The sequence below is a fragment of the Streptomyces sp. DSM 15324 genome (assembly GCF_001514285.1).
Classification (GTDB): Bacteria; Actinomycetota; Actinomycetes; order Streptomycetales; family Streptomycetaceae; genus Streptomyces.
Genome location: NZ_KQ949031.1, coordinates 62059 through 88173 on the forward strand (window position 1 = coordinate 62059; position 26115 = coordinate 88173).

26 protein-coding genes are annotated in these 26115 nt (G+C 73.2%); 17 read left to right on the plus strand and 9 right to left on the minus strand.

Features of this window, described 5'->3' with window-relative positions; genetic code table 11:
* Window positions 1-88: 88 nt before the first annotated feature.
* Complete coding sequence (locus AQJ58_RS26360; RefSeq protein ID WP_107122163.1) at window positions 89-1246, plus strand: CapA family protein; 1158 nt, start codon at window positions 89-91, stop codon at window positions 1244-1246.
* Window positions 1247-1286: 40 nt separating this feature from the next.
* On the opposite strand, the gene AQJ58_RS26365 is transcribed toward AQJ58_RS26360, so the two are convergent.
* A complete protein-coding gene (locus AQJ58_RS26365) occupies window positions 1287-1772 on the minus strand; it encodes a universal stress protein (RefSeq protein WP_067254411.1) in 486 nt (161 codons plus the stop codon).
* Window positions 1773-2069: 297 nt separating this feature from the next.
* On the opposite strand from AQJ58_RS26365, the gene AQJ58_RS26370 reads away from it, so the two are divergent.
* Window positions 2070-2909, plus strand: coding sequence for a polysaccharide deacetylase family protein (locus AQJ58_RS26370; protein ID WP_067254413.1), 840 nt, complete (start codon window positions 2070-2072; stop codon window positions 2907-2909).
* 28 nt (window positions 2910-2937) lie between these two features.
* On the opposite strand, the gene AQJ58_RS26375 is transcribed toward AQJ58_RS26370, so the two are convergent.
* The gene (locus tag AQJ58_RS26375; protein ID WP_067254416.1) at window positions 2938-3609 is read right to left on the minus strand and encodes a class F sortase; all 672 of its coding nucleotides are present in this window, start codon (window positions 3607-3609) and stop codon (window positions 2938-2940) included.
* A gap of 335 nt (window positions 3610-3944) precedes the next feature.
* Between AQJ58_RS26375 and AQJ58_RS26380 the strand changes: the two genes are divergently transcribed.
* Entirely contained in the window at window positions 3945-4460 is a 516-nt protein-coding gene (locus tag AQJ58_RS26380; RefSeq protein WP_067254419.1) for a hypothetical protein, read from the plus strand.
* A 186-nt stretch (window positions 4461-4646) separates the two neighbouring features.
* On the opposite strand, the gene AQJ58_RS26385 is transcribed toward AQJ58_RS26380, so the two are convergent.
* From AQJ58_RS26385 to AQJ58_RS45485, 3 genes are all read right to left on the minus strand, one after another.
* On the minus strand, window positions 4647-5177 hold the full coding sequence (locus AQJ58_RS26385; protein ID WP_067254422.1) for a hypothetical protein: 531 nt from the start codon (window positions 5175-5177) through the stop codon (window positions 4647-4649).
* Between the two features lie 212 nt (window positions 5178-5389).
* Window positions 5390-6154 carry a bestrophin-like domain gene (locus AQJ58_RS26390; RefSeq protein WP_107122164.1) on the minus strand — a complete coding sequence of 255 codons (765 nt, stop codon included), beginning with the start codon at window positions 6152-6154 and terminating at the stop codon, window positions 5390-5392.
* Between the two features lie 21 nt (window positions 6155-6175).
* Complete coding sequence (locus tag AQJ58_RS45485) at window positions 6176-6304, minus strand: hypothetical protein (protein ID WP_267892098.1); 129 nt, start codon at window positions 6302-6304, stop codon at window positions 6176-6178.
* A gap of 826 nt (window positions 6305-7130) precedes the next feature.
* Between AQJ58_RS45485 and AQJ58_RS26400 the strand changes: the two genes are divergently transcribed.
* The 3 genes from AQJ58_RS26400 to AQJ58_RS26410 all read left to right on the plus strand — a co-directional run bounded on the left by AQJ58_RS26400 (window position 7131) and on the right by AQJ58_RS26410 (window position 11410).
* Window positions 7131-8135: an SCO0930 family lipoprotein gene (locus tag AQJ58_RS26400; protein WP_067254427.1), complete on the plus strand. Its 1005-nt coding sequence runs from the start codon at window positions 7131-7133 to the stop codon at window positions 8133-8135.
* A gap of 327 nt (window positions 8136-8462) precedes the next feature.
* Complete coding sequence (locus AQJ58_RS26405) at window positions 8463-9275, plus strand: SAM-dependent methyltransferase (RefSeq protein WP_067254429.1); 813 nt, start codon at window positions 8463-8465, stop codon at window positions 9273-9275.
* Window positions 9272-11410 (plus strand): putative bifunctional diguanylate cyclase/phosphodiesterase, encoded by a 2139-nt coding sequence (locus AQJ58_RS26410; protein ID WP_067254432.1) that lies wholly within the window; start codon window positions 9272-9274, stop codon window positions 11408-11410. Before AQJ58_RS26405 ends, AQJ58_RS26410 begins: the two co-directional genes overlap by 4 nt.
* Before the next feature lie 29 nt (window positions 11411-11439).
* Here the strand turns inward: AQJ58_RS26410 and AQJ58_RS26415 are convergent, their stop codons facing one another.
* Entirely contained in the window at window positions 11440-12285 is an 846-nt protein-coding gene (locus AQJ58_RS26415) for a LysR family transcriptional regulator (RefSeq protein WP_067254435.1), read from the minus strand.
* A 125-nt stretch (window positions 12286-12410) separates the two neighbouring features.
* On the opposite strand from AQJ58_RS26415, the gene AQJ58_RS26420 reads away from it, so the two are divergent.
* Window positions 12411-13304 carry an NAD(P)H-binding protein gene (locus tag AQJ58_RS26420; RefSeq protein ID WP_067254437.1) on the plus strand — a complete coding sequence of 298 codons (894 nt, stop codon included), beginning with the start codon at window positions 12411-12413 and terminating at the stop codon, window positions 13302-13304.
* A gap of 8 nt (window positions 13305-13312) precedes the next feature.
* Here AQJ58_RS26420 and AQJ58_RS26425 read toward each other — a convergent pair whose 3' ends face one another.
* The gene (locus AQJ58_RS26425) at window positions 13313-14197 is read right to left on the minus strand and encodes a LysR family transcriptional regulator (protein ID WP_067254439.1); all 885 of its coding nucleotides are present in this window, start codon (window positions 14195-14197) and stop codon (window positions 13313-13315) included.
* Between the two features lie 132 nt (window positions 14198-14329).
* On the opposite strand from AQJ58_RS26425, the gene AQJ58_RS26430 reads away from it, so the two are divergent.
* From AQJ58_RS26430 to AQJ58_RS26455, 6 genes are all read left to right on the plus strand, one after another.
* Window positions 14330-15001: a succinate dehydrogenase gene (locus AQJ58_RS26430; protein ID WP_067254441.1), complete on the plus strand. Its 672-nt coding sequence runs from the start codon at window positions 14330-14332 to the stop codon at window positions 14999-15001.
* Between the two features lie 2 nt (window positions 15002-15003).
* Complete coding sequence (locus AQJ58_RS26435) at window positions 15004-16950, plus strand: fumarate reductase/succinate dehydrogenase flavoprotein subunit (RefSeq protein WP_067254444.1); 1947 nt, start codon at window positions 15004-15006, stop codon at window positions 16948-16950.
* Entirely contained in the window at window positions 16947-17693 is a 747-nt protein-coding gene (locus AQJ58_RS26440) for a succinate dehydrogenase/fumarate reductase iron-sulfur subunit (RefSeq protein WP_067254446.1), read from the plus strand. The genes AQJ58_RS26435 and AQJ58_RS26440 overlap by 4 nt, the downstream gene beginning before the upstream one ends.
* Before the next feature lie 153 nt (window positions 17694-17846).
* Window positions 17847-18632: a GNAT family N-acetyltransferase gene (locus tag AQJ58_RS26445; protein ID WP_067254449.1), complete on the plus strand. Its 786-nt coding sequence runs from the start codon at window positions 17847-17849 to the stop codon at window positions 18630-18632.
* Window positions 18632-19504, plus strand: a complete 873-nt coding sequence (locus AQJ58_RS26450; protein WP_079079256.1) for a lysophospholipid acyltransferase family protein — start codon at window positions 18632-18634, stop codon at window positions 19502-19504. The genes AQJ58_RS26445 and AQJ58_RS26450 overlap by 1 nt, the downstream gene beginning before the upstream one ends.
* 11 nt (window positions 19505-19515) lie before the next feature.
* Window positions 19516-20589 carry an NAD-dependent epimerase/dehydratase family protein gene (locus tag AQJ58_RS26455; RefSeq protein ID WP_067254452.1) on the plus strand — a complete coding sequence of 358 codons (1074 nt, stop codon included), beginning with the start codon at window positions 19516-19518 and terminating at the stop codon, window positions 20587-20589.
* Window positions 20590-20599: 10 nt separating this feature from the next.
* On the opposite strand, the gene AQJ58_RS26460 is transcribed toward AQJ58_RS26455, so the two are convergent.
* On the minus strand, window positions 20600-21613 hold the full coding sequence (locus AQJ58_RS26460) for an LLM class flavin-dependent oxidoreductase (RefSeq protein ID WP_067254454.1): 1014 nt from the start codon (window positions 21611-21613) through the stop codon (window positions 20600-20602).
* Between the two features lie 310 nt (window positions 21614-21923).
* On the opposite strand from AQJ58_RS26460, the gene AQJ58_RS26465 reads away from it, so the two are divergent.
* On the plus strand, window positions 21924-22415 hold the full coding sequence (locus tag AQJ58_RS26465; RefSeq protein WP_067254456.1) for a phosphatase domain-containing protein: 492 nt from the start codon (window positions 21924-21926) through the stop codon (window positions 22413-22415).
* 16 nt (window positions 22416-22431) lie between these two features.
* Here AQJ58_RS26465 and AQJ58_RS26470 read toward each other — a convergent pair whose 3' ends face one another.
* Window positions 22432-22647 (minus strand): dodecin, encoded by a 216-nt coding sequence (locus tag AQJ58_RS26470; protein ID WP_067254459.1) that lies wholly within the window; start codon window positions 22645-22647, stop codon window positions 22432-22434.
* Between the two features lie 164 nt (window positions 22648-22811).
* Between AQJ58_RS26470 and AQJ58_RS26475 the strand changes: the two genes are divergently transcribed.
* From AQJ58_RS26475 to AQJ58_RS26485, 3 genes are all read left to right on the plus strand, one after another.
* Complete coding sequence (locus AQJ58_RS26475; RefSeq protein WP_234360308.1) at window positions 22812-24284, plus strand: sugar transferase; 1473 nt, start codon at window positions 22812-22814, stop codon at window positions 24282-24284.
* Between the two features lie 147 nt (window positions 24285-24431).
* Complete coding sequence (locus AQJ58_RS26480) at window positions 24432-24998, plus strand: DapH/DapD/GlmU-related protein (RefSeq protein WP_067254461.1); 567 nt, start codon at window positions 24432-24434, stop codon at window positions 24996-24998.
* Window positions 24995-26113 (plus strand): glycosyltransferase, encoded by a 1119-nt coding sequence (locus AQJ58_RS26485; protein ID WP_067254463.1) that lies wholly within the window; start codon window positions 24995-24997, stop codon window positions 26111-26113. The genes AQJ58_RS26480 and AQJ58_RS26485 overlap by 4 nt, the downstream gene beginning before the upstream one ends.
* Window positions 26114-26115: the final 2 nt, after the last annotated feature.

The window sequence follows — 26115 nt, forward strand, 5'->3', positions numbered from 1 at the left end:
TAGGGAGCGGCGGAGCGGTCCGTCCGGGGGCATGCGCTAGGAGTGAGGCGTGCGTAAATATGACAATCCATCAGAAATGGGGTGACCCATGATCGTCGCACGCAGGCACGCGGTGGCGCTGGCCGTGACCGCCCTCCTCGCCGCCGGCGCCGCATGCCAGGCCCATGAGCGGGAACGTCAGCAGCCCCAGCGCCCCGGGCCGCCGGCCGCCTCCGCCGCCCGCGGCTTCACCCTCGTGGCCTCCGGCGACATCCTGCCGCACAGCTCGGTCGTCGAACGCGCCCAGTTCGACGGGGGCGGCACCGGTGACGACTTCCGCCCCATGCTCACGGACATCGCACCCGTCGTCTCCCGGGCCGACCTGGCCCTGTGCCAGCTGGACACCGTCTTCGGCGCGAACGGCCTCTACAGCGGCGCCCCCGTCTTCCGGTCCCCGCCCGAGATCGCGCAGGCCCTCGCCGCCACCGGCTACGACGGCTGCTCCACCGCATCCGACCACAGCCTCGACGACGGTGCCGCCGGGGTGCAGCGCACCCTGGACGCCCTCGACGGCGCCGGCGTACGGCACGCGGGCACCGCCCGCTCCCAGGCCGAGGCCGACGCGGTCACCCTGCTGCACGCCGGCTCCGCCGAGGTCGCCCACCTCGCCTACACCTACGGCACCGCCTCCCCGCTGCCCGCGGACCAGCCCTGGAGCGTCCACCTCGCCGACGAGCACCGCATCCTCGCCGACGCCCGGGCCGCCCGGAAAGCGGGCGCCGACGTGGTCGTCGTCTCCGTGCACGCGGGCACCCCGTGGCAGGACGCCCCCGACGAGCGGCAACTCGCCCTGGCCCGCGCCCTCACCGCCTCCCGTACGGCCGGCCGCCCCGACGTCGACCTCGTCCTCGGCACCCACGCCCACGTCCCGCAGGCGTACGAGAAGGTCAACGGCACCTGGGTCGTCTACGGCCTGGGCGACCAGATCGCCGGAGAGATGAGCGGCAACCAGGGCACCGAGGACCCCCGGGGCAACGAGTCCACCGTCGCCCGCTTCACCTTCGCCCCGCCCGCGCAGCCCGGCGGCCGCTGGAAGGTGGCCAAGGCGGAGTTCCTGCCGCAGATGTTCGACGTCGACGCGGGCCGGGTGGTGAACCTCAACCAGGCGCTCGCCCGGGGCGCGGGGGTCCAGGGTGTACGCGACCGGATCAGGGACGTCGTCCTCAGCCGGGGCGCGGCCAAGGACGGCCTGGTGATGGCGGAGTAGCCGTGCACCCGCCCGCCCGAAGTCCCGCCGGGCCGGACCGCTACGGCACCACCGTCACCGGCCACCGCCCCGCCTTCACCAGCCGCACCGCGACCGACCCCACGATCCGGTGCCCGGCCTGCTCGGAGGCGCCCACCACCACCGCGTCGGCCTTGAGCTCGTCCGCGGCTCGCACCAGTCCCGTGTACGGGTCGCCGTGGAAGGTGTGGAACTCCCAGCGCACGTCGAATATCCCGCGCAGCCGCTCGGCGGACTCCCGGATCTGCGCGATCAGGTCCTCGGCGATCTGCCCGGTCGTCTCCGTGACCGGCACCCCGAAGGCCGCCCCCGCCGCCATCACCGGCTGCACGTACACCACGGCGAGCAGCGCGTGCTGGCGGCGGGCCAGACCGCTCGCGTAGGCCGCGGCCCGCAGGGAGGAGTCCGAGCCGTCGACCCCCACCAGGACGACCTTGGGGCCGTCCGTGCCCCGCTCGAACGGCTCCGAGGGCTCCCGCGCAGGCTGGTGCGCATGCTGTTCCGTCACGGCCCGAGGCTATCGGAACCCCCGGCTCCGCCCACCGCCCGGCCCGGGCAGCCGCCGTTCGACGGCGGCCCCCCCGGGTGTTCCCACAGCCGGTACCCGAGTGCCCTGCCGCAGGCTGACCTCCCACTCCCTGCTCGCGGCGGGCGGCGGGCGGCGGCCTCGGCGAGGGAACTCGACGAGGACGTCCTCGGCGCCGTGCGCCGCCGCAACGCCCGGGACCGACCGGCGCTGCGCCGGAGGGTGGAATCGTGTGACCGGTGCGGTGCGGGCGGGGCCGGACGGGCGACTGATGAGTGCATGAAGAAGGATCAGTTGTTCACACGGCGCCGGATCCTGCTCCTTGGCGTCACCGCCGCGGCCGGGGCGGCCGGAGCCGCCGGACTGCTCGCCGCGGGAGACGACGAACCGGCCGACGGCGCCGCGGGGCCGGCCGCCGGCACCCCGGGCCGCCCCGCGATGAAAGCCTCCGCCTACCGCCTCCAGCCCCTCACCGGCTACGGCCCCCCGAGCGCCGCCCCCGACCGGGTCCCGGTCCGCAGCGAACCGCTGATGAGCCTGTCCGGGCGCGGCCGCAGCATGGTGCTGACCTTCGACGACGGCCCCGACCCCCGCTACACGCCGCAGATCCTCGACACCCTCGCCCGCTACGGCGTCCGCGCGATGTTCTTCGTGTGCGGGGAGATGGCCGTCGACCACCAGGACCTGCTGGCCCGGATGGCCGACGAGGGCCATGTCGTGGGCAACCACACCTGGTCCCACCCGCTGCTCACCACCCTCTCCCGCCGCCGGATCCGCTCCGAGATGACCCGCACCAGCGACGTCATCGAGACCGGCTACGGAGAGCGCCCCCGCTGGTTCCGCGCCCCCTACGGCGCCTGGAACCGCGCCGCCTTCCAGCTGGGCTCCGAACTCGGCATGGAACCCCTCGCCTGGACCGTCGACACCCTCGACTGGACCACCCCCGGCACCCGCAGCATCGTCGACCGGGTCGAGGAGGGCGCCGGCCCCGGGGTCGTGATCCTCTCGCACGACGCCGGCGGCGACCGCTCCCAGAGCGTCAGGGCCCTGCGCCGCTACCTGCCCCGGCTGCTGGACTCCGGCTACGAGATCACCGTGCCCCGGTGGCAGCACACCTGAACCGGGCCGCCCGCCCGGCCGGGGCCGCTCAGCGGACCTCGACCAGGCGGGCGAAGACGACGACGTTCCCGTCGTACCCGTTCGCCTTCGAGAAACCGCCCCCGCAGGTGATGACCCGCAGTTCGGGGGCGCCCTTGGAGGCGTACACACGGTCGCCGGGGAAGTTGTTCTTCGCGAAGACCTCGATGCCGTAGATCTCGAAGACCGCCGTCTTCCCGTCCTGGCGTGCCACCTCGACGCGATTCCCCTTCTTCAGGGCGCCGAGTCCGTAGAACACGGCGGGGCCCAGCTTGTTGTCGACGTGGCCGACCACGACCGCCGTCCCCTTCTCGCCGGGCGACACGCCCCCGGTGAACCAGCCCGCCAGGTTGGGGTCCTCCGGCGGCGGTGCACCCACCCAGCCGTCCGCGTCCAGTCCCACCGGCATCACCGGCGCGTTCACCGAGATGGCGGGGATCATCACCCGGTCCGGCTGGGCGAACGGCAGCGCGGCCGGCGCCCGGCCCAAGGTGCCGGTGGCGGTGCGGCTGTCCGGCGCCGCCGCCGCGGCGGGCTGCGGCGGGCCGATGTCGAACTCCCCCGAACCGTTGCGGATGAGCGCGAGACCGGTCAGCAGAACAAGCGCTATCACTCCCCAGGGAGCACGCTTGCGCTGCCGCTCCTCCTCTTCCGCCCGCTCGGACAGGTGGTAACCGGACATGCGGCAATCCCCTTTCGACACGGCCGTCGCCGTGTCCCTTTCGCGCATATCAGAACGCTAAGTCCGCCACCGGGAACCGGCGACGGCTCACGGGCGAACGGGTGGCGGGCCCGCCGTTCGGTGCGCCATCCGAGTCGCCGCCCGGAGGATTTTTCTGACGGTCCGTGACCTGCGGCGATGGGTGATCGCGCGCTCGTCCCCCGGCGTGTCCGCTCACCAGGACGGACCATCGCCGAAATGCGGGCGCGTGCACGGCATCTGAGGGTCGTTGCGGGAGGCGTTCTCTCGCCGACAGACCGGGGACGGGACCCGGGGCGCCTTCCGCGGAGGATCACATGCGCACCACCAGTCTTCGGAGAGTCTCGACGGCCTCGGCGGTCTCGGCCGCCGCGGTCGCCGCCCTGGGCCTCGGCGCCCCCGTGGCCGTCGCGCGCGACGGCATGAACGTCAGCCCGAGCAACATCGTCGTGCAGCCCAGCGTGATCGCCCGGGGCGGCCAGATCACGGTGACCGTCGACGGCTGCCCGCAGGGCGGCACCATGACCTCGGACGCCTTCGGCACGGCCACCCTCACCGCGATCGACGGCGTCAACCAGAGCGCCCGGGGCACCGCGACCATCAGCAACAACGCCCGCCCCGGCAGCTACGACCTCACCGTGACCTGCTCCGGCCGCACCCTGGTCAGCCCCCGCGCCTTCACCGTGCTCGGCGGTGTCCGCGGCGGTCTCGGCGGCAGCAGCTCCACCGGCGCCACCCCCACCGACATCGCCATCGGCGGCGGGCTCGTCGCCGCCGCGGTGGCCGGCGGCGGGCTGTTCTGGATGCGCCGCCGGGCCGAACGCCGCGTCTGAGACCGGGGCGCAGTATCTGAGACGGGGCGCGGTGTCCGGGACCGGGCGCCGCGTCCGGGACGGGGCGTGTTGTCCGTGACGGGGGCGCCGCGTCCGAGAGCCGAGTCCGAGGCGCCGAGTCCGAGGCGCGTTCACCCGCCGCGTCGCGCACGGTCCCTGACGGCACCGCCCACCCGGGCGGTGCCGTCAGGCCGTGTCCGCGCCCCCGCGCCGGCGCGCGAGGTGGTACGCCGTGCCGACCGAGCCCACGATCAGCGCGGCCCCCAGCCCGATCTGCCGCAGGTCGAACCCGGCGACGGTGCCGCCCTCGCCGGCCCGGACCCCGTGGGGGAGCGGGAAGGGCGTCGGGACAGGCTCGTGACCGGCGGCGACGGTCAGCTCCTTGACGGCGCTGAGACCGCCGCAGGTGAACGTCACCCGGTACACCGCCCCGGGCCTCGCGTCCCGGTCGACCAGCGTCACCGCCGACGTGGAACCCCGGGGGACGGTGACCGCGTCGAACACCGCCGAGGTGACCGTCACCGAGCCCTTGCAGCCGCTGACCTCGCGGTCCACCAGCAGCGTCACCTGGCCGCCCGCCGCGACGGTGGAGGGCAGGACCCGGTATCCCTCGGACATGACGTAGTGGCCGTCGTCGCTCGCGACGGCGGCCGGGGCGGTGAGGGCCAGGGCGGCCGCGCCCAGCAGGGCGGCCGAGGCGACGCGTATCGCGCGCATGGGGGTTCCTCCGGTCTTCGAGGAGCCTGGGCGGACCTGTTCCGCTCGTGCCGTGAATGCACCTCGATGACCGAAACGCTAGGAACGGCTGTACGCCCGCGCGATCGCAGTAGCGCGAACGGGGCACGGATGTGGGCCGCCCGGGGGACGGCGTTCCCGCGAGCGGGGGACGGCCCCGGCGTGGCGGCCCGGTCCGTCCCCCCGGCGGTGCGTCAGCCCCCGGCGTTCGGGAACAGATGCAGGAAGGGTTCGGCGGATGCCGCGATGCCCCGGCTGTAGGGCGCGTCGAAGTCCCAGATGAGGAAGAGCAGGAAGGCGATCAGGGCGGAGAACAGCCCGGCGAGGACCAGCTCCCGGGGCGTGCGCCTGATCTGGAGCGCGAAGACCATGCCGATGGTGATGACCCCGCCCGCCAGCAGCCCGAACCACACCACTCCGGGCATGGTCGCCCCGGTCGAGCCGGCGCGGGCGTTGCGTGCCTGGTCCGCGGCGGCCATCTGGTCCAGGAGCGGCTGGTAGGCCTGCGCCTGGAAGTCGTTGGCGGGCTGGTAGTCGGTGACGTCGACCCGGACCTTCTGCAGGAGCTCGTCCCCGCGCTCGGTCACCTCGCCCCGGTCGGCCATCGCCTTCCACTCCGTGGTGACGACGTGTCCGACATAGGCGTTGACGTCCGCCCGAATCCGGTCGCGGACCTCGGGCGGATACACCCGCACCCGCTCCGAGATCTCGTGCAGCGCCTGGGCCTCGGCCTGGACGTGGTCCTCGGCGCCGCCCCGCGCGTCCCAGACCCCGGCGATGGCCAGGCCCAGGACGATGGCGTACACCACGCCGATCCACATCGTCATGTACTCGATGACGTCCGGGGTCTCGGACGGGTCCTCGTCCTCGGCGGCCGAGCGGTGCCGCAGAAAGGTCACGGCGATGACGACCACGCAGGCGGCGAGCATCGCGAGGGTGAGAACAAGCCATTCCGGCAAGACATGCCTCCTGGATCGGCGCTAGCGGGGCCGCAGCGCGGCGACGGCGGCCAGCGCGGGCACGGTGATGAGCAGGACGTAGGTGACCGGGGGAGTGCGCTCACCGGCCGGTCGGGGGCGTGGCTGGGAGTGGTACTCCGGGTAGCTCACGGGGGTCACCGAGGGCCGCGGGGTGGGCCGGGGCGGTGTCGGTTTCGGCGTCGGTCTCGGCGGGGCGGCCGGCCGGGCCGCGGGCGCCGCCGGTGCGGGCGGCGGGGGCGTCGGCGCGGGCCTCGGTCTGAGGGGCGGCTTCGGAGGCGGGGTGGGCCTGGGGGCCGGTTTCGGCCGGGGGCTCGGTTTCGGCGGCGGGGTGGGCTCGGGCTTCGGCGGGGGCGGCGGGGGCGTCGGGACCGGGCACGCCGTGGGCATCACGGGCTTCGGGAACGCCGGCGCCTGCGGGAAGTCCGGCCCGTCCGGGAAGGCCGGTGACGTCGGCGGCGTCGGCCAGGAGTGGCTCCGGCCTCCCGCCACCGCCACCGCCGAGGTGCCGCCCTCGCCCGTGGAGGCGTACGCGCACGCGTCGGCCGCGGCCACCCCGGCCGGCGCGGCCGCGAGGAGCCAGGCCGCCGCCATCAGGGACAATACCCGGGCGACGAGGGCGGATCGGGTCGGTTCGGGTCCATGCACGACCGAGATCATGCGGTGCGCCGCGCCCCCCTACGCACCCGATGGCCCCGATTGCCCCGAACGGGGGAAGTGCGCGCCCGAAGACGGGGCGGGCACCTGTGCGCGCGTCCCCCTCGGGTACAGGTGTACGACCCCGCGGCCGGCCCCCGTGTCCGGCGCGCACGTCCCCGGAACGCCCCCGATCACAGGCCTCGGAAAGATTTTTGTGCCGCGTTTGAACACAACGACCGCCCCCATGCGTACCCAGTGCCGTGCGGCGGCGCAGCAGGGCGCTGCGAACACCCTTAGGACTATCGGGGAGTTGTTGACGATGAAGACCTCCTGGCGGAGCGCCTCACTCGTGTTGAGCGCTGTGGGCATGCTGGCGCTGACGACGGCGTGCGGTCAGGAAAGCGGCACGTCCGCGTCCAGCCAGAACGTCGGTGCGACGGCCCAGGCCGGCGGCATCGCGGGTGTCGGCAGCGGTATCGGCGGCGTCGGGACCGGTGTCGGCGCGTCGGCCGGTGCGACCGACCCGGCCGGCACGGCCGGTGCCGACGCCGGCGCCGGCGCCCAGGGCGCCACCGCGGGCGAGTTGGCGATCTCCACGAACGCCCAACTCGGCAATATCCTGACCGACTCGAAGGGCATGACCCTCTACCGCTTCGACGCGGACACCGCCGAGCCGCCGAAGTCGAACTGTGACGGTGACTGCGCCACCACCTGGCCGCCGGTCTCCGCCGATGACGTCTCCGCGGGCGACGGCATCGACAAGTCGCTGCTCGGCGAGGTCACCCGCTCCGACGGCACCAAGCAGCTCACGGTCGACGGCTGGCCCGCGTACTACTACGCCAAGGACGCCAACGCCGGTGACACCAGCGGCCAGGGCGTGGGCAACAAGTGGTTCGCGCTGGCCCCCGACGGCAAGAAGGCCAAGGCCGACTCGGCGTCGGGTTCGGGGTCGGCCTCCGAGGGTCTCTCCGTCCGCAACGACCCCAACCTCGGCAAGATCGTCGTCGACAAGAACGGCATGACGGTCTACCGCTTCCTCAAGGACAAGGCGTGGCCCAAGCCGGTGTCGAACTGCAACGACGCCTGCCGTGACAAGTGGCCCATCGTCGACCCGGTGGACTTCTCCCAGACCAAGGGGATCCAGGAGAAGGGCTACATGAACTTCACCCGGTCCGACGGCGACAAGCAGCAGACCATCAACTGCTTCCCGATCTACACCTTCTCCGGTGACAAGTCCCCCGGCGACATCAACGGTCAGGGCGTCGGCGGCACCTGGTACGCCGTGGCCCCGAACGGAGATCTGGTCGGCGCGCCCAAGCAGTAGAGATCACCTCCCCAGGGCTGATCCCCGCACCTGCTGAACGAGCGCGCCCGACCACTGGTCCGCCCCCTCCACGCCGCACGGAGGGGGCGGATCGCCGTTTCCCGGTTCATGCCGCGTATGCGTAGACTTTCGCCGCCCTTCAGGCGGCTGTGGAACCTTCCGGGATGCGTCGGGTGCGTCTCGTGGGCCCTTCGGGGATGCCGATCCGGCACGTGCCGCAGGCAGTGACCGGGAACGGACGGTCAATTTCCGTTTCCACTCGCCCCTTTGGCGGGCGATCAGTAGCCTCAGCTCGAACACCGGATCGCCTACGCCTTGGAGACAGAGATGGAGCGTCCCGCCTGGGCCCCTCGGAGCATCGACATCTCGGTGCCGAGCGTCTCGCGGATCTACGACTACTTCCTGGGCGGTTCGCACAACTTCGAGGTCGACCGGGAAGCGGCGCGCAGGGCGCTGGAGTTCACCCCCGGGCTGCCGAAGATCATGCAGGCCAACCGGGCGTTCATGCGGCGGGCGGTGCGCTGGGCGGCGGGCGAGGGCATCACCCAGTTCCTCGACGTCGGTTCGGGCATACCCACCTTCGGCAACGTCCACGAGGTCGCCCAGGCCGCGAGCCCCGGCGCCCGGGTCGTCTACGTCGACCACGACCCGGTGGCCGTGTCGCACAGCCAGGCGGTGCTGGAGGGCAACCAGGACGCGGGCGTGGTCGCCGCCGACCTGCGCAAGCCGCAGGACATCCTCACCAGTCCCGAGGTGAGGAGCCTGATCGACCTCGAGCGGCCGGTGGCGCTGCTGATGGTTGCGATACTGCACTTCGTGGAGGACGCGGACGACCCGTACGCGGCGGTGGCCGAGCTGACGGAGGCGCTGGCACCCGGCAGCGTGCTCGTCCTCACGCATGCCTCGTACGAGGGAATGCCGGTGGCCCGGGAGCGGACGGAGGCGATGGTGGACGTGTACCGGGACATCCGCCTCCCGTTGATCATGCGCACGCGCGACGAGGTCGCGCGGTTCTTCGAGGGGTACGACATGGTGGAACCGGGACTGGTGCCGATGCCACGCTGGCGGCCGGAGACCGACCCCCAGGACGAGGATCCGTACGCGTTCTGCGGGTTCGCCGGCGTGGGGCGTACCGCGTGACCGCCGCGCCGGACGGGCCGGAGGACAGACTGCGCCGGTTCGCGACGATCTGGAGCCGGGCCGTGTTCCCGGTGACGTCGACGTCGCTGACCCGGCCGGAGTTCGAGGAACAACTCCTGCCGTCGGCCCGCCGGTTGCGCGAGGCGCTGCTGGCGAGGGCCTTCGACGCGGACACCGGACGAGCGGTCGGCGCGGCCCTCGTCGAGGCGCACTGCACCGACCCCGAGGCGCTCAGCCGCGCCCTCGACTGCGTCGACGCCTATCTGGTGCTCTACTGCGGCGAGGACGGCCCCCAGGAGGAGCTGCGCACCCGCGCCTCCCGGCTGCAGCACGCCATGGCCGCCGGGTACGCGCAGGCCCTGCGCGAGCGCACGCTCGCCGAGCAGGAGGCCATCGCCCGGGCCGCGCTCCAGGCCCAGGGCGTCGTGGCGCAGGCGCTGCACGCGAGCGAGGCCCGCTTCCGCGCGGTCTTCGAGGGCGCCGCGATAGGGATCGGCATGGCCGACCTCGACGGCAACATCCTCCAGGTCAACGGCGCGCTGCTGCGCATGTTCGGCGTCTCCGAGCAGACCATGCACGGCCGCAACGTCCGGGAGTGGACGCACCCCGAGGACGCGCCGCAGACCTGGCGGCTCTACGACGAACTCGTGCGCGGCGAACGCGAGCACTACCACCTGGAAAAGGCGTTCTACCGCCCCGACGGGACGGTCCTGTGGACCAATCTCACGGTGTCCCTGCTGCGGGACGCGGACGGCGCACCGCAGTACCAGCTGGCCCTGATGGAGGACACCACCGAGCGCCGGCTGCTCAACCTGCGGCTGCGCTACGAGGCCACCCACGACGCCCTCACCGGTCTGCCCAACCGCACGCTGTTCTTCGAACGCCTGGAGAAGGTGCTGGGCGCGGGCGGCAAACAGGGCTTCGGGCTGTGCTACCTCGACCTGGACGGCTTCAAGACCATCAACGACAGCCTCGGTCACGCGGCCGGCGACCGGCTGCTCGTCGAGGTCGCCGACCGGCTGCAGTCCTGCGCGACCGCGCCCGGTGAGATGGTGGCCCGCCTCGGCGGCGACGAGTTCGTGGCGCTGACCACCGGCACCGAGACCCGCGGCGAGGTCGACGAACTCGCCACGCGCATCCAGAACGCCCTGGTCGCGCCGGTGCGCATCGACGGCCGCGAGCTGACCGTGCGCGGCAGCATCGGGATCGTGGAGGGGCGGGCGGGGGAGCACAACGCGGCGGAGGTGCTGCGCAGCGCCGACATCACCATGTACCGGGCCAAGTCGGCGGGCGGCAACCGCTTCGAGCTCGCCGACCCCGAGGCCGACGCGCGCGCGATCACCCGCCACGGGCTCACCACCGCGCTGCCGGCCGCCCTGGAACGCGGTGAGTTCTTCATCGAGTACCAGCCGCTGGTCCACCTCGGCGACGGCAGCGTCCGCGGCGCGGAGGCCCTCGTCCGCTGGCTGCACCCGCAGCACGGGGTGCTCGGCCCCGACCGGTTCATCCCGCTCGCCGAGCGCACCGGACTGATCGTGCCACTCGGCCGCTGGGTCCTGGAACAGTCCGTACGGCAGGCCCGCGCCTGGCGGGAACGCGACGGCGACTCGGCGGCGCCGCTGCGCGTCAACGTCAACCTCTCGCCGTGCCAGCTCACTCATCCGGGGCTGGTGCAGGACACGGTCGACATCCTGGAACGCACGGGTGTCGAACCGCAGGCCCTGTGCCTGGAGGTCACCGAGTCCGCCCTGATCGGGGCCGACGACGACCTGCTCAAACCGCTGCGCCGGCTGGCCGAGATGGGCATCGACATCGCCCTGGACGACTTCGGCACCGGCTACTCCAACCTCGCCAATCTGCGCCGGCTGCCGGTGAGCGTGCTCAAGCTGGACCGCTCTTTCACCCAGGGCATGCAGCAGTTCCCGGCCGACCCCGTCGACCTCAAGATCGTCGAGGGGATCGTCTCACTCGCCCACGGCCTCGACCTCGCGGTCACCGTCGAGGGCGTGGAGACCGGCGCCCAGGCCGAACAACTGCGCATACTCGGCTGCGACACCGCCCAGGGCTGGTACTACGCCCGCCCCGGCCCACCGGAACGCCTCCACGAACTGGCACTGGCGGACGCGACGGGCTGACCGCAGGGGCGCCCCCTGGGGGACGCCGCTCAGCCCGCCGCCCGCGCCCCGCGCTCGTCCGCCACCGCGACCGCCGCCCGTACCAGGGCCGCCGTCGCCGTGGAGCGGGACTGCTGGGGCCAGGCGACGGCCAGCACGGCCGGGGGCGCGTCCCGGACCGGGCGGTAGACGACGCCGGGGCGCGGGTAGCGGCCGGCGACGGACGCGGGCAGCAGGGGGACGGCCTCGCCGAGGGCGACGAGCGTGAGGAGCTGCGCGAGGTCGGCGCCCCTGCCGCGGACCGCGTCGAGGTACGCGTACACCGTGTCGGCGCGCAGCCCCAGGTCTGCCAGGCACAGTCCGGCCCGCCCGGCCAGCGGATGACTCGTGGCGAGGGCGGCGATACGCGGCTCGACGGCCAGTTCCTCCGCGTCGAGACCGACGCGGTCGTACGGCTCGTACACCAGGGCGACATCGGCCTCGCCCCGCCGCAGCAGCCGGGACTGCTCGTGCCAGGCGCACAGCCGGACGGAGACCGGCACCGCGGCCGGGTCGGCGGCGTACCGCGCGAGGATCGGCTCCAGCAGCCCGCCGTCGCCGTCGGCCTTCACGGCCAGTTCCAGCTTCGGTCCGGCGGCGGCCGCCCGCCGGGCCCGCCGCCCGGCGGCCTCCAGCGCCTCCAGCGCGAACCGGGCCTCCGGCAGCAGGATCTCTCCCGCCGGCGTCAACGTGACGCTGTGCGTGGTGCGTTCGAGGAGTACGGCGCCCAGCTCCTCCTCCAGCGCGCGGATCGCCCGCGACAGCGGCGGCGGAGAGATGCCCAACCGCTGGGCGGCACGGGCGAAGTTGAGCTCCTCGGCGACGGCGACGAAGTAGCGCAGCGGACGGGACTCCACGGGCGTGACCTCCCCTTGGCATTGCCCTGAGGGTAACAAGCGCGAGCGAACCGGACCTTCAGTTCCGGACGCCGGGGCAGCAGGCTCGTGAGCGTCCCGACACGTCCTGTTCCAGGAGCTAGTTCATGATTCTCGTCACCACTCCGACCGGGCAGATCGGCCGTGAGGTCGTCGCCCGTCTTCTCGACGCCCCCGAGGGCCCCGCACCGGTCCGGGTGATCGTCCGGGACCCGGCCGCCCTCGCCCCCGAGGTGCGCGAGCGGGTGGAGGCCGTCCAGGGGTCGCACGCGGACCCGGCCGTGCTGAAGGAGGCCTGCCAGGGCGCCGACCGGGTGTTCTGGCTGGTCCCGCCGAACCCCGCCGCCGCCAGTGTCGACGGACACTTCCGGGCCTTCACCGAGCCGCTGTGCGAGGTGATCGGGGCCCAGGGCCCGCAGCGGGTCGTGGCCGTCTCCACCCTGGGCCGCGGAATCGCCGCGAACGCCGGGCTGATCTCCGCGGGGCTGGCCATGGACGAGGCGATCACCGCCACGGGCGTCCACTACCGGGCCCTGTGCCCGCCCTCCCTGATGGAGAACGAGCTGCGCCAGCTGGCCTCGATCCGCGACGCCGGGGTCTTCGTCACACCGCTCGTTCCGGACCGTGTGCTGCGCCTGTGCGCCACGCGCGACATCGGGGCCGCGGCCGCCCGCCTGCTGCTCGACGACTCCTGGCGCGGGCAGGAGGACGTGCCGCTGGTCAGCCCCGACGACCTGACCCCCGAAGGCATGGCCGGCGTCCTCTCCGAGGTGCTCGGCCGGCCCGTCCGCGTCGAGTTCACCACCACGGCGCAGCTCGCGGAGCGCTGGAACCGTCTCGGCGCCACCGAGTCGTGGGTGCGGGCCTTCTCCGACATGGTCGACGCCCAGAACACCCAGGGCCTCTACGGCGCAGCACAGCCCAGCACGCCCGACACCGCGCCCACGACCTTCCGGCGGTGGTGCGAGGAGGTGTTCCGGCCGGCCGCCCTCCAGGGCTGAGCCGGGGCTCAGTGCTCCAGCAGCATCCGCTGGAGCTCGCGCGCCGCCCGCGGCGGTGCCACGTCGCTGCGGTGCGCGAGGGCGATCGTCCGGTGCAGACCGGGCCGGGTGAGCGGGGTGACGCGCAGGCCCCGGCCGGACCGGGCGGCCACCATCCGGGGCACGACGGCCACCCCCAGACCGGCCCGGACGAAGCCGAGGACCGCGTCCATCTCCCCGCCCTCGACGGCGAAGTCCGGCTCGAAGCCCTCGGCCCGGCACGCGGCCACGGTCAGTTCCCGCAGGTCGTAGCCGTGCCGGAACATCACCAGACGTTCGCCCTCCAGATCGGCGATCCCGACCGTGCGCCGCCCGTCGCCCGGTTTCGGCGCCTCGGGGGAGGACACCACCACCAGGTCCTCGCGCAGCAGCTCGACCGTGGTCAGCGCGGGCGAGGGCGTCGGCAGCGGCAGGACGACCAGGGCGAGGTCCAGGGCGCCGCGGGCGAGCTGCCGTACGAGATCGTGCGAACCGCCCTCCTCGATCAGCAGCCGGATGCCCGGGTAGCGGTCGTGGAAGGCGCGCAGCACGTCCGGCAGCAGACCGGTGCACAGACTCGGGGTGGCCCCGAGCCGCACCCGCCCGCTGCGCAGCTGCACCAGCTCCTGCACCTCGTAGCGCGCGGTCTCGGTGTCCGCGAGGATCCGCCGGGCCAGCGGCAGCAGCGCCTCGCCCGCGTCGGTGAGCGTGATGTTGCCGCGCGCCCGCAGGAACAGATCCGCCCCCAGCTCCCGCTCCAACGCCCTGATCTGCTGCGACAGCGAGGGCTGGGCGACATGGACCCGCTCGGCGGCCCGGGTGAAGTGCCGGGTCTCGGCCACCGCCACGAAGTACTGGAGCTGCTGGAACTGCACCCTTCCAGGATAGGCGGCTCGATAGCGGACGCCTATCGAAACGAGCCGTTTCATGTCTTGGACCGATGGGGCCGAACGGCCCTAGCGTCTGGAGACATGGCTCTGGCAACGCGGACGGACCGACGGCCGTCGATGGCGCGTACCGTGTGGGACTCCTCCGTCGGCAAGAAGACCGTGATGGCCGTCAGCGGACTGATCATGCTGCTGTACCTGGTCGTCCACATGATCGGAAACCTGAAGATCTTCTTCGGGCCCGGCGAGTTCAACCACTACGCCCACTGGCTGCGCACCGTCGGCGAACCGTTCATGCACGAGGAGTGGACGCTCTGGCTGGTCCGCGTGGTGCTGGTCGTCGCCGTGATCGCGCACGCCACCTCCGCCTACCAGCTCAGCCGGCGTGACATCAGGGCACGCCCCGGCAGGTACGTGCACCGCAAGGCCCGCGCGAGCTACGCCACGCGCACCATGCGCTGGGGCGGGGTCATCCTCGGCCTGTTCCTCGTCTGGCACCTCCTGGACCTGACCACCGGCACCGTGCACAGCGGCGGCTTCCAGCAGGGCCACCCCTACCAGAACGTCGTGGACACCTTCTCCACCTGGTACGGCAACGTCATCTACATCGTCGCCATGCTCGCCCTCGGCCTGCACGTGCGGCACGGCTTCTGGAGCGCCGCCCAGACCCTGGGCGTCGGCAGCCGCACCCGCGACCGCGCCCTGAAAGCCACGGCGAACGTCCTCGCGCTGCTGCTCACGGCCGGCTTCGTCGCCGTACCCGTGGGCGTCATGACCGGAGTGGTGAGCTGAACATGACCTACACCGACTACACGACCGGCGAACCGCTCGTCGACCGCAAGGCCCCCTCGGGCCCCGTCGCCGAGCGCTGGGACAAGCGCCGCTTCGAGGCCCGGCTGGTCAACCCCGCCAACCGGCGCAAGCACACGGTGATCGTGGTCGGCACCGGGCTCGCCGGCGGCTCGGCCGGCGCCACGCTCGCCGAACAGGGCTACCACGTCGTCCAGTTCTGCTACCAGGACTCCCCGCGCCGCGCCCACTCGATCGCCGCCCAGGGCGGCATCAACGCGGCGAAGAACTACCGCAACGACGGGGACTCGGTCCACCGGCTGTTCTACGACACCGTCAAGGGCGGCGACTTCCGGGCGCGCGAGTCCAACGTCCACCGCCTCGCCCAGATCTCCGTCGAGATCATCGACCAGTGCGTGGCCCAGGGCGTGCCCTTCGCCCGTGAGTACGGCGGACTGCTCGACACCCGCTCCTTCGGCGGCGTCCAGGTCTCCCGGACCTTCTACGCCCGCGGCCAGACGGGCCAGCAGCTGCTCCTCGGCGCCTACCAGGCGCTGTCGCGGCAGATCGCCGCCGGGAACGTGGAGATGCATCCGCGGACCGAGATGCTCGATCTGATCGTCGTCGACGGCCGGGCCCGGGGGATCGTCGCCCGGGACCTCATCACCGGCAGGATCGACACATACGTCGCGGACGCCGTCGTCCTCGCCAGCGGCGGCTACGGCAACGTCTTCTACCTGTCGACGAACGCCATGAACTCCAACGCCACCGCGATCTGGCGGGCCCACCGGCGCGGCGCGTACTTCGCCAACCCCTGCTTCACCCAGATCCACCCCACCTGCATCCCGCGCACCGGCGACCACCAGTCCAAGCTGACGCTGATGAGCGAGTCGCTGCGCAACGACGGCCGGATCTGGGTGCCCAGGGCCAAGGGCGACACCCGGCCCGCGCACGAGATCCCCGAGGCCGAGCGCGACTACTACCTGGAGCGCATCTACCCGTCCTTCGGCAACCTGGTCCCGCGCGACATCGCCTCCCGGGCCGCGAAGAACGTCTGCGACGAGGGGCGCGGGGTCGGACCCGGCGGACAGGGCGTCTACCTCGACTTCGCGGATGCCGTCCAGCGCATGGGCCGCGAGGCCGTCGAGGCCAAGTACGGCAACCTCTTCGACATGTACCAGCGGATCACCGACGAGGATCCGTACCGGGTGCCGATGCGGATCTACCCGGCCGTGCACTACACGATGGGCGGCCTCTGGGTCGACTACGACCTCCAGACCACCGTCCCCGGCCTGTTCGCCATCGGCGAGGCCAACTTCTCCGACCACGGGGCCAACCGGCTGGGGGCGAGCGCCCTGATGCAGGGCCTGGCCGACGGCTACTTCGTGCTCCCGGCCACCGTGAACGACTACCTCGCCCGCCACCCGGCCCAGGACGAGGTGACCGACGACCACCCGGTCGTCCAGGAGGTGCTCGCCGAGACCCAGGACCGGCTGAACCTGCTGCTGTCAGTGGACGGCGACCGCACCCCCGACTCCTTCCACCGCGAGGTCGGCGAGCTGATGTGGGAGTTCTGCGGCATGGCCCGCACGGACGCGGGGCTGCGCAAGGCACTGGAGCGGATCCCGCAGATCCGCGCGGAGTTCTGGCGCCGCATCAAGGTCCCGGGCACCGGCGAGGAGTTCAACCAGTCCCTGGAGAAGGCCAACCGGGTCGTCGACTACCTGGAGCTCGCCGAGCTGATGTGCCTCGACGCCCTGCACCGCGCCGAGTCCTGCGGCGGCCACTTCCGCGAGGAGTCCCAGACCCCCGACGGCGAGGCCGCCCGCCGCGACGAGGAGTTCGCGTACGCGGCCGCCTGGGAGTTCACCGCCACCGGCGAGGCTCCCACCCTGCACAAGGAAGACCTGGTCTTCGAGTACGTCCATCCCACCCAGCGGAGCTACGCATGAAGCTCACCCTGCGCGTCTGGCGGCAGCGCACCGCCGAGGCCGACGGCGCCATGTCCACGTACGAGGTGGACGGCGTCTCGCCGGACATGTCCTTCCTGGAGATGCTCGACACCCTCAACGAGGACCTCATCCTGCGCGGCGAGGACCCCGTCGCCTTCGACCACGACTGCCGCGAGGGCATCTGCGGCGCCTGCTCCCTCGTCATCAACGGCGAGGCGCACGGCCCGGAGCGCACCACCACCTGCCAGCTGCACATGCGGTCCTTCGCGGACGGCGACACGATCGACGTCGAGCCGTGGCGGGCCTCCGCCTTCCCGGTGATCAAGGACCTGGTGGTCGACCGCAGCGCCTTCGACCGGATCATCCAGGCCGGCGGCTACATCACCGCGCCCACCGGGTCCGCGCCCGAGGCGCACGCGACGCCGGTGCCGAAGCCCGACGCCGACTTCGCGTTCGAGCACGCGGAGTGCATCGGCTGCGGAGCGTGCGTGGCCGCGTGCCCCAACGGCGCGGCGATGCTGTTCACCTCCGCCAAGATCAACCACTTGAACGTGCTGCCGCAGGGCGCGCCCGAGCGCGAGACCCGCGTCCTGGACATGGTGGCGCAGATGGACGAGGAGGGGTTCGGCGGCTGCACGCTCGCCGGGGAGTGCGCCACCGCCTGCCCCAAGGGAATTCCGCTGGTGTCCATCACCGGGATGAACAAGGAGTGGCTGCGGGCGGCCCGCAAGGCGAGGCGGTAGCGGCCCGGGGCAACCGTCGGCACGGTCGAAAGCCTGGCATTCAACATTCCCACATCCCGGCTCCCGGCACCGGACACGTCCACGCCAACCGGGGTCGGGAGAAACAGGGGGAGCGCCACCGTCCCCGATGTGGCCCGTGCCCAGGAGTGAGCCATGACCGGCGTTTCCACCCTCGACCGTCCCCAGCAGTCCACGGCACCCGTCCGCTACACCGTCACCCTGGCCCGCGACGAGGCCGACGTACGGGCCGCGCAGCGCCTGCGGCACGAGGTCTTCGCCGGTGAGATGGGCGCCCTGCTGTCCTCCCCGCAGCCGGGCCTCGACGTCGACCCGTTCGACGCCTACTGCGACCACCTGCTGGTGCGCGACGCGGAGACCGGCCAGGTCGTCGGCACCTACCGGCTGCTGCCCCCGGAGCGCGCCTCGGTCGCCGGACGACTCTACTCCGACGGCGAGTTCGACCTGGGCCGGCTCGACGCGATCCGGCCCGGCCTCGTCGAGGTCGGCCGCTCCTGTGTCCACCCCGACCACCGCGACGGCACGGTCATCGGCCTGATCTGGGCCGGCATCGCGCGCTACATGGTGGACCGCGGCCACGAGTGGCTGGCCGGCTGCTGCTCGGTCCCGCTCGCCGACGGCGGCGTCCTCGCGGCCGCCACCTGGGACCGGGCCCGCGCCAAGCACCTGGCTCCCGAGGAGTTCCGGGTGCGCCCGCTGCTCCCGTGGATCCCGAAGGAGGCCGCCGCCGCGGCGGCCCCGGCCGCCCGCACCGAACTGCCCGCCCTGCTGCGCGGTTACGTCCGCCTCGGCGCCTGGGTGTGCGGCGAGCCCGCGCACGACCCGGACTTCGGTGTCGCCGACCTGTTCGTGCTGCTGTCGATGCGCCGGGTCAACTCCCGCTACCTGCGGCACTTCCTCTCCCTCGTGCCGAGCGCCTGATGAGTGTCTGGCTGCCCGGCGCGCCCTGCACCCCGCGGGCGTGCGTGGAGGGTACGGCGTCCTGGACGGCCGTACCGCGGGCCGTGCTGCGGCTCGTCGCGGTGGTCGTCCTGGTACTGGCCGGGGTCGCCCTGTCCCCGTTCGGCGCGCGGATCCCGGCGGGGGCGGTACGGCGGTGGAGCCGGGCCGTCGTCCGGGCCGCCGGGGTGCGGATCCGGCTGACCGGCGGGCGCGCGCCCGCCACCGGCGGACTGCTCCTGGTCGCCAACCACATCTCCTGGCTGGACATCCCCCTGCTGGCCGGGGTCCGCCCGGCTCGGATGCTGGCCAAGAAGGAGATCCGCGCGTGGCCGGTCGTGGGGGCGATGGCCGCGAACGGCTCCCTGTTCATCGACCGGGACCGGCTGCGCGCCCTGCCCGGCACGGTCGCCACCATCGCCGGGGTGCTGCGGGCCGGGCAGGCCGTCGCGGTGTTCCCGGAGGGCAGCACCTGGTGCGGCCGCGCCCAGGGGCACTTCCGGCGCGCGGTGTTCCAGGCCGCGCTCGACGCCGGGGTCCCCGTCCAGCCGGTCCGGATCCGCTACCGGAACAGCGCCGGGGCGGCCAGCACCGCGCCCGCCTACGTCGGCGACGACTCACTGCTCGCCTCGCTGTGGCGGGTGACCTCGGCGCGCGGCCTGGTCGCGGAGGTCGAGGTGCTCCCGCTGCTCGCGCCGGACGGTGCCACCGACCGCAAGACGCTCGCGGCGGCGGCCGGGGAACGGGTCCTGGCCGGTCCGCACGAGCACCGGCGCGGATCCGGGGAATTCCCCGCAAGCGGGGGGCCGTCGGGCGCCCGGGATGGGATCATGGCGCGCGTCCCGACCTCCTGAGGGGAGCGCGCGTGAGCACCAGCCCGGCCGGCGGAACGGTCCTGGTCACCGGAGGCAGCGGCTTCGTCGCGGCGCACTTGGTGCGGCAGCTCCTCGAGCGCGGCTACCGGGTGCGTACGACGGTCCGCGATACGGCGAACACGGCCAAGCTCGCTCCGTTGCGCGCCCTCCAGGACGCCCACCCCGGCCGGCTCGACCTCTTCGAGGCGGACCTGCTGCGGGAGGGCTCCTTCGACGAGCCGGCGAAGGGCTGCACGATCGTCTTCCACGTGGCCTCGCCCTTCCTGATGCCGGAGAGGATCAAGGACGGACAGCGGGACGTCGTCGACCCGGCGCTGCACGGCACCCGCAACGTCGTCGGGGCCGTGGACCGCGCCCCGACGGTGGAACGCCTGGTGTTCACCTCCACGGTGGGTGCGATCTTCGGCGCCTACGCGGACGTCGACCGCATGGACGGCCGGGTCCTGACGGAGAAGTACGTCAACACCACCAGCACGGTGGAGAACAACCCGTACCACTACGCCAAGACCGTGGCGGAGCGGGCCGCCTGGGACGCCGAGGCCGCGCAGAGCCGCTGGCGGATGGTCTGCCTCAACCCCGGGCTGATCCTCGGCCCCTCCCTCACGCCCGCCTCCGACTCGGGCAGCCTGTTCCTCCTCGACGAGCTGTTCAAGGGCTACTTCTTCTACGGCGCCCCCGACTTCAGCTTCACCACGGTCGACGTCCGGGACGTGGCCGCCGCCCATGTGGCCGCCGCAGAAAGGCCGGACGCCCACGGCCGGTACATCCTCGCGGCGGAGGAGATGACGTCCTTCCACCAGATGGCGCGGCTGCTCCGCAGGCACCACCCGCGCGATCCGCGCCTGCCCCGCACCGCCCTGCCGCACTGGCCGGTCCGCATCCTGGGCCCCGCCTTCGGTCTCTCCCAGGACTACATCCGGGGGCACCTCGGTATCCGGTTCCGCGTCGACAACCGCCGGAGCACCGAGGAACTGGGCCTCACCTACCGCCCGATCGAGGAGACCCTCGTGGACCACCACCGGTCCTGGAGCGAACAGCGCCGCCGCCGGCCGGCCGTCCCCTAGGCACCGACGCTCACCCGGTGTTCCTCGCCCGGTGCACGATCCCGGCCAGCCGCCGGTGGGAGTCCAGCAGCGCCGTACGGTCGTACGTGCTGGTGGTGACGAGGATCTCCTGTGCGCCGGTCTCCTGGAGCAGGGTGTCCAGCTCGTGCGTCACCTGTTCCTCGGTGCCGGCGATATGGCCGGTCAGGCCCCGCTCGTAGAAGCCACGTTCCTTCGCGGTCATCGTGCGGGTCTCCACCGACTCGGCGGGCGGGAGCGGCGGGAAGGTCCCGTGGGTGCGGGAGTACGCCATCGACCAGGCCTCCGGGACCAGCAGCCGCCGGGCCTCCTCGGGGCTCGCGGCCACAGCGACCGTGCCGGAGACGACGACGTACGGCTCGGACGCCCAGGGGGAGGGGCAGAAGCGCGCACGGTAGGTGTCGATGCCGCGCCGCATCCTCTCGCGGTCCCTGAGGTCGCCGATCACCAGGGGCAGGCCCGCGCGGGCCGCGATCGTCGCGCCCTCGCCCAGGGCCAGCACGAACGGCGGCACCGTCAGCCCCTCGGCGGGGTAGGCGTGCACCCGGGTCGGCGAGGTGCCCCCGAACCAGCCCAGGAGCTCCGCGAGCTGGGTGGCGAAGTCGTCGGCGTCGTCCTTGTCGCGGCCGAGCGTCTTGCGTACCCCGTCGGTGAAGCCCACCGAGCGGCCCAGGCCCATGTCGATCCGCCCCGGGAAGAGCGACTCCAGGACCCCGAACTGCTCGGCGACGACCAGGGGCCGGTGGTTGGGCAGCATCACCCCGCCGGTGCCGACCCGGATGGTGCGGGTCGCTCCCGCGACGGCGGCCGCGAGGACGGTGGGCGCGGAGCCCGCGACACCGGGGACACCGTGGTGCTCCGAGACCCAGAAGCGGTGGAAGCCGAGCCGCTCGGCCTCCCGAGCCAGCGCCACGGTGTCCCGCAGCGCCTGTGCCGCGGTGTGCCCCTCCCGGATCCGGGACCGATCGAGGACGGAGAAGCGGGCCGGAGCGATCGCGGAACTCATACCCCGTTCAACACCTGACGTCCCACGGGATTCCCACATCTCCCCACCGCCCGCTCCCCCAGAGCGAAGGCACCCCAACCGCACCACCCCAGCAGAGAAGCCCCGCCGGACAAGCCGCGCCGGTGCCGCCGGGCAAGCCGTGCCGGTGCCCGCCGGACAGGTCCCGCTGGGGAGGCCTCGCCGGGCAAGCCCCGTCGGGAAGCGTCTCCAGGAAACCCCCTCGGGAAGCCCAGGGAAGCCCCGTCGGAAGCCCCGTCGGATGCCCCGGTGGCCACGTTCCGGTGGGGAAGTTCCGGTGGAGAATGGGGGCGTGACCGACAGCAGTCGACGGCCGATCGCCGTGTTCGATCTGGACAACACCCTCGCCGACACGGCCCACCGGCAGCGGTTCCTGGAGTGCAGGCCGCGCGACTGGGACGCGTTCTTCGCCGCCGCGCCCGCGGACCCGCCGATCCCCGAAGGTGTCGCCCTGGCGCGGGAGCAGGCCGAGGGGTGCGAGGTCGTCTACCTCACCGGCCGGCCGGAGCGCTGCCGGCGGGACACGCTCGCGTGGCTGGCCGCGCAGGGGCTGCCCGAGGGACGGGTGTACATGCGGCGCAACGACGACCGCAGGCCGGCCCGCCGCACCAAGCTGGAGATCCTGCGCCGGCTCGCCCGGTCGCGGGAGGTGCGGCTGCTGGTGGACGACGACGCGCTGGTGTGCCAGGACGCCGAACGGGCGGGATTCCGGGTCGTTCTCGCCCGCTGGAGCGCGCCGTCGCCGGAACTGCGCGAGGCGCAGGAGCGACAGGGCCGTACCTGATCCCGGACCGGTTCCGTCAGTCCGACTCGTCCAGGCGGAAGCCGACCTTCAGGCCCACCTGCCAGTGCGCGATCTCGCCGTTCTCGAGCTGGCCGCGCACCTGGGTGACCTCGAACCAGTCCAGGTTGTGCAGTGTCTGCGAGGCGCGGCCGATGCCGTTGCGGATGGCCTGGTCGACGCCGTCCGGCGAGGTGCCGACGATCTCCGTGACCCGGTAGGTGTGGTTCGACATCGGGTGCTCCTCTCGGCCGTGTCACTCCACCGTGCCCCAACCGGCGACGCACCGCCATGCCACGCCGCTCCACACAGGGCGATAAAAGCCTATTTTCTTACCCACACGGTGATATAAGGATCATGTGAGGAATGTGATCTGCGAGTGGGGGTTCGAAGGAAACCATGCGCCGGTTCAGAATCGCGATGTCCCGGCAGGCGCCGATTCCCGTGGCGCGCCACCCCGTCCCGCGTGTGCGGACCCGGGCCCGCTGGTACGGCCCGTTCGCCGTCGCCGTCGACCTGGCCGCCGCGGCCCTGCCGGTCGCCGCGACCATCGTGGAGGTCCATGAGCCCCATCCCCTGCGGCTGGCGGCCGCCGCGGCCCTGCTGTGGCCGCTCATCGGGGTGGCGAGCAAGCGGTACACCCCCGCCGCCTGGGGCGACGGAGGCGGCCTGCGGGCCGTGGCCCGGGACTGGCTGGTCCTGGTCGGCGCCCTGGCCACGCTGCGGGTGGTCTGCGGACTGCAGAGCGTGCCCGCCGAGGCGTTCACCGCGCTCCTCCCCGCCCTGGTGGCCACGGGCGTCTGTCAGAAACTGATCCACCGTCATCTGCTCGCCGCCCGCCGCAACGCCCGCGCCCTGCGCCATGTGCTGGTCGTCGGCGAGGCCTCGGCCCTCGACGCCGTGGTCGGACAGCTCGCCCAGCGCACCGACCACGAATACGTCATCGTCGGCGCCTGCCCGGTCGGCGAGGACGAGGTGACCTCGGGCGTCCCCGTGTGCGCGCAACTGACCCGCGAGGCACCCGAGACACCCGACGCGGACGCCTCCGTCGTCCTCGGCGCGGCCGACGAACTCGGCGCCGACCTGGTCTTCGTGGCGCCCGGCCCGCACCTGGACGGCGAGCGGATGCGCCGGCTGTCCTGGGCGCTGCACGACCGGGGCCGCTCGCTCACGGTGCTGCCCGGCATCACCGACGTGGCCCGCCGCCGGGTGCGGCTGACCTCGGCGGCCGGGCTCACCCTGCTGCACATCGCCCCGCCGCTCCAGCGCGGTGCGCACGCCGCCGCCAAGACGGCGGTGGACCGGGCGGGCGCCCTGCTGCTGATCCTGCTGCTCTCGCCGCTGCTGCTCCTGCTGGCGCTGGCCGTCCGGCTCGGCTCGCCGGGCCCGGTCCTCTACCGCCAGACCAGGGTCGGCCGGCACGGCATGCGGTTCGCCATGTGGAAGTTCCGCACCATGGTGGTCGACGCGGACCGGCTCAAGGGCGGGCTGGAGCAGCAGAACGAGAACGACGGACACATGTTCAAGATGCGCCGCGACCCCCGGGTCACCCCGGTCGGACGCGTCCTGCGCCGCTACTCCCTGGACGAGCTGCCCCAGCTCTTCAACATCCTCTTCGGTCACATGTCCCTCGTGGGCCCGCGCCCGCCGCTGCCCGAGGAGGTCGTCAAGTACAACGGCGTCGAGATGCGCCGGCTCAACGTCCGGCCGGGCCTGACCGGACTGTGGCAGGTCAGCGGACGCTCGGACCTGTCCTGGCGGGAGACGGTCGCGCTCGACCTGCGCTACGTCGACAACTGGTCCCTGTCCGGCGACGTCAACGTGATGGCCCGCACCGTCCGCGCGGTCCTCAACGGCCAGGGCGCCTACTAGGCCGGGCCCTCCTCCTCGGTGAGGACGCGAGGACCGAAGCGGCCCCCGGGTTCCGGCCCGGGGGCCGCTTCCGCCATCCGGGCAGGTCTGCCGCCAACACGCGGCCGGCACGGGACCTTCGCCCCCGCCGCCGGGAAGGATCGCGTCATGGTACAGACCACTTCCGTCGCGGACCCGGCGCACCGGCCCGTCGTGGACCGCCGGCTGCGCGGCTTCACCGGAGCCGGATACGACAAGGGCCGCCCCCCGCTGGTGCAGGCCGCCTGGTACGCCGCCCAGCATCTGCTGTTCACCCAGTGGTGGTTCCCCGCCCGCTGGCGGCCGCCGCTGCTGCGCGCCTTCGGCGCCCGGGTCGGCCGGCGGGTGCTGATCCGGCGCGGCGTGCGTGTCCACTGGCCGTGGAAACTGGACGTCGGCGACGACGTCTGGATCGGCGAGGACGCCTGGATCCTCAACCTCGAACCGGTCACCATCGGCCACGACTGCTGTGTCTCGCAGAGCGCCCTGCTGTGCACCGGCAGCCACCGCCGCCGCAGCGCCACCTTCGAGTTCGACAACGGCCCCATCCGGCTGGAGCCGGGCAGCTGGGTCGCGGCCCGAGCGGTCGTGCTGCGCGGGGTCACCGTGGGCCGGGGCGCCGTGGTGGGCGCGGGCGCCGTCGCCCACCAGGACGTGCCGCGGGACGCGGTCCTGACCGCGGGAGGCCGGGCATGAGAATCGTCCACGTGGTCACCCTCGTCAGCGACGACGGGGCCTTCGGCGGTCCGACGAGCGTCGCGGCAGCGCAGCTCGAGGAGCTGGCCGCCCGCGGCCACGACGTCCGGCTGGTGTCGCTGTGGCGGGGCGCGGCGCCCGCCCCGGGGCGGGTCGGAGCCGTCCCGTTCGTCTCCCGCCCGGCCTGGCGGTTCGTGCCGGGCCGTGGCTGCCTCGGGCTCATGCACCCGCTGCTCCTGGCGGACCTGTGGCGCGCGACGGGCCGCGCCGACGTCGTGCACCTGCACGCCGGCCGCGACCTCGTCTCCCTCGCCGCGCTCGCCGTGGCCCGGCTGCGCGGCACGGACTACGTCACCCAGACCCACGGCATGGTCGAGCCCCGCACCGCCGCCGTGGCGCGGGTCTTCGACCGGCTGTTCGTGCCCTTGCTGCGCGGCGCCCGCGCCTGTCTCGTGCTCACCGAGCGGGAGCGCCGCGAACTGACCGCCGTCCTGGGTCCGGACGGCCCGCCGCTGCTCGACCTGCCCAACGGGCTGCGCGTGTCCGACGCGGGCCGCCACACCGCCGGGGTGCGCAGCGGCCACGAGGTGGTCTTCCTGGCCAGACTGCACCCGCGCAAACGCCCCGAGGCGTTCGTGGAGATGGCCGCCCTGGTCCACAAGGAGTCGGGCGACGCCCGCTTCACGCTCTACGGCGCCGACGAGGGCTCGCTGCCCGCGGTGCGCCGGCTGATCGAGGACCGGGGGATCGGCGACGTCGTCTCCTACGGTGGTGCGCTCGACCATGCGGCGGCCCTGGCGGCCTACCGCAAGGCCGCGGTGTACGTCCTGCCGAGCGTGCGGGAGCCGTTCCCGATGACGGTCCTGGAGGCGCTCGCCGAGGGGACCCCGGTCGTGTGCACGGACAGCAGCGGCATCGCGGCCGAACTGGCCCGCAGGGAAGCGGCGTTGGTCACCGACGGGAGTCCGTCGGCGCTGGCCGACGCGGTGGGCCGGCTGCTCGCCGACCCGGAGCTGCGCGACCGGCTCGCCGCGGCCGGCCGGCGGGCGATCGACGAGGTCTTCTCCATCCGCGCGGTGGTGGACCGGCTGGAGAAGCTGTACCGGAAGGGGTGACG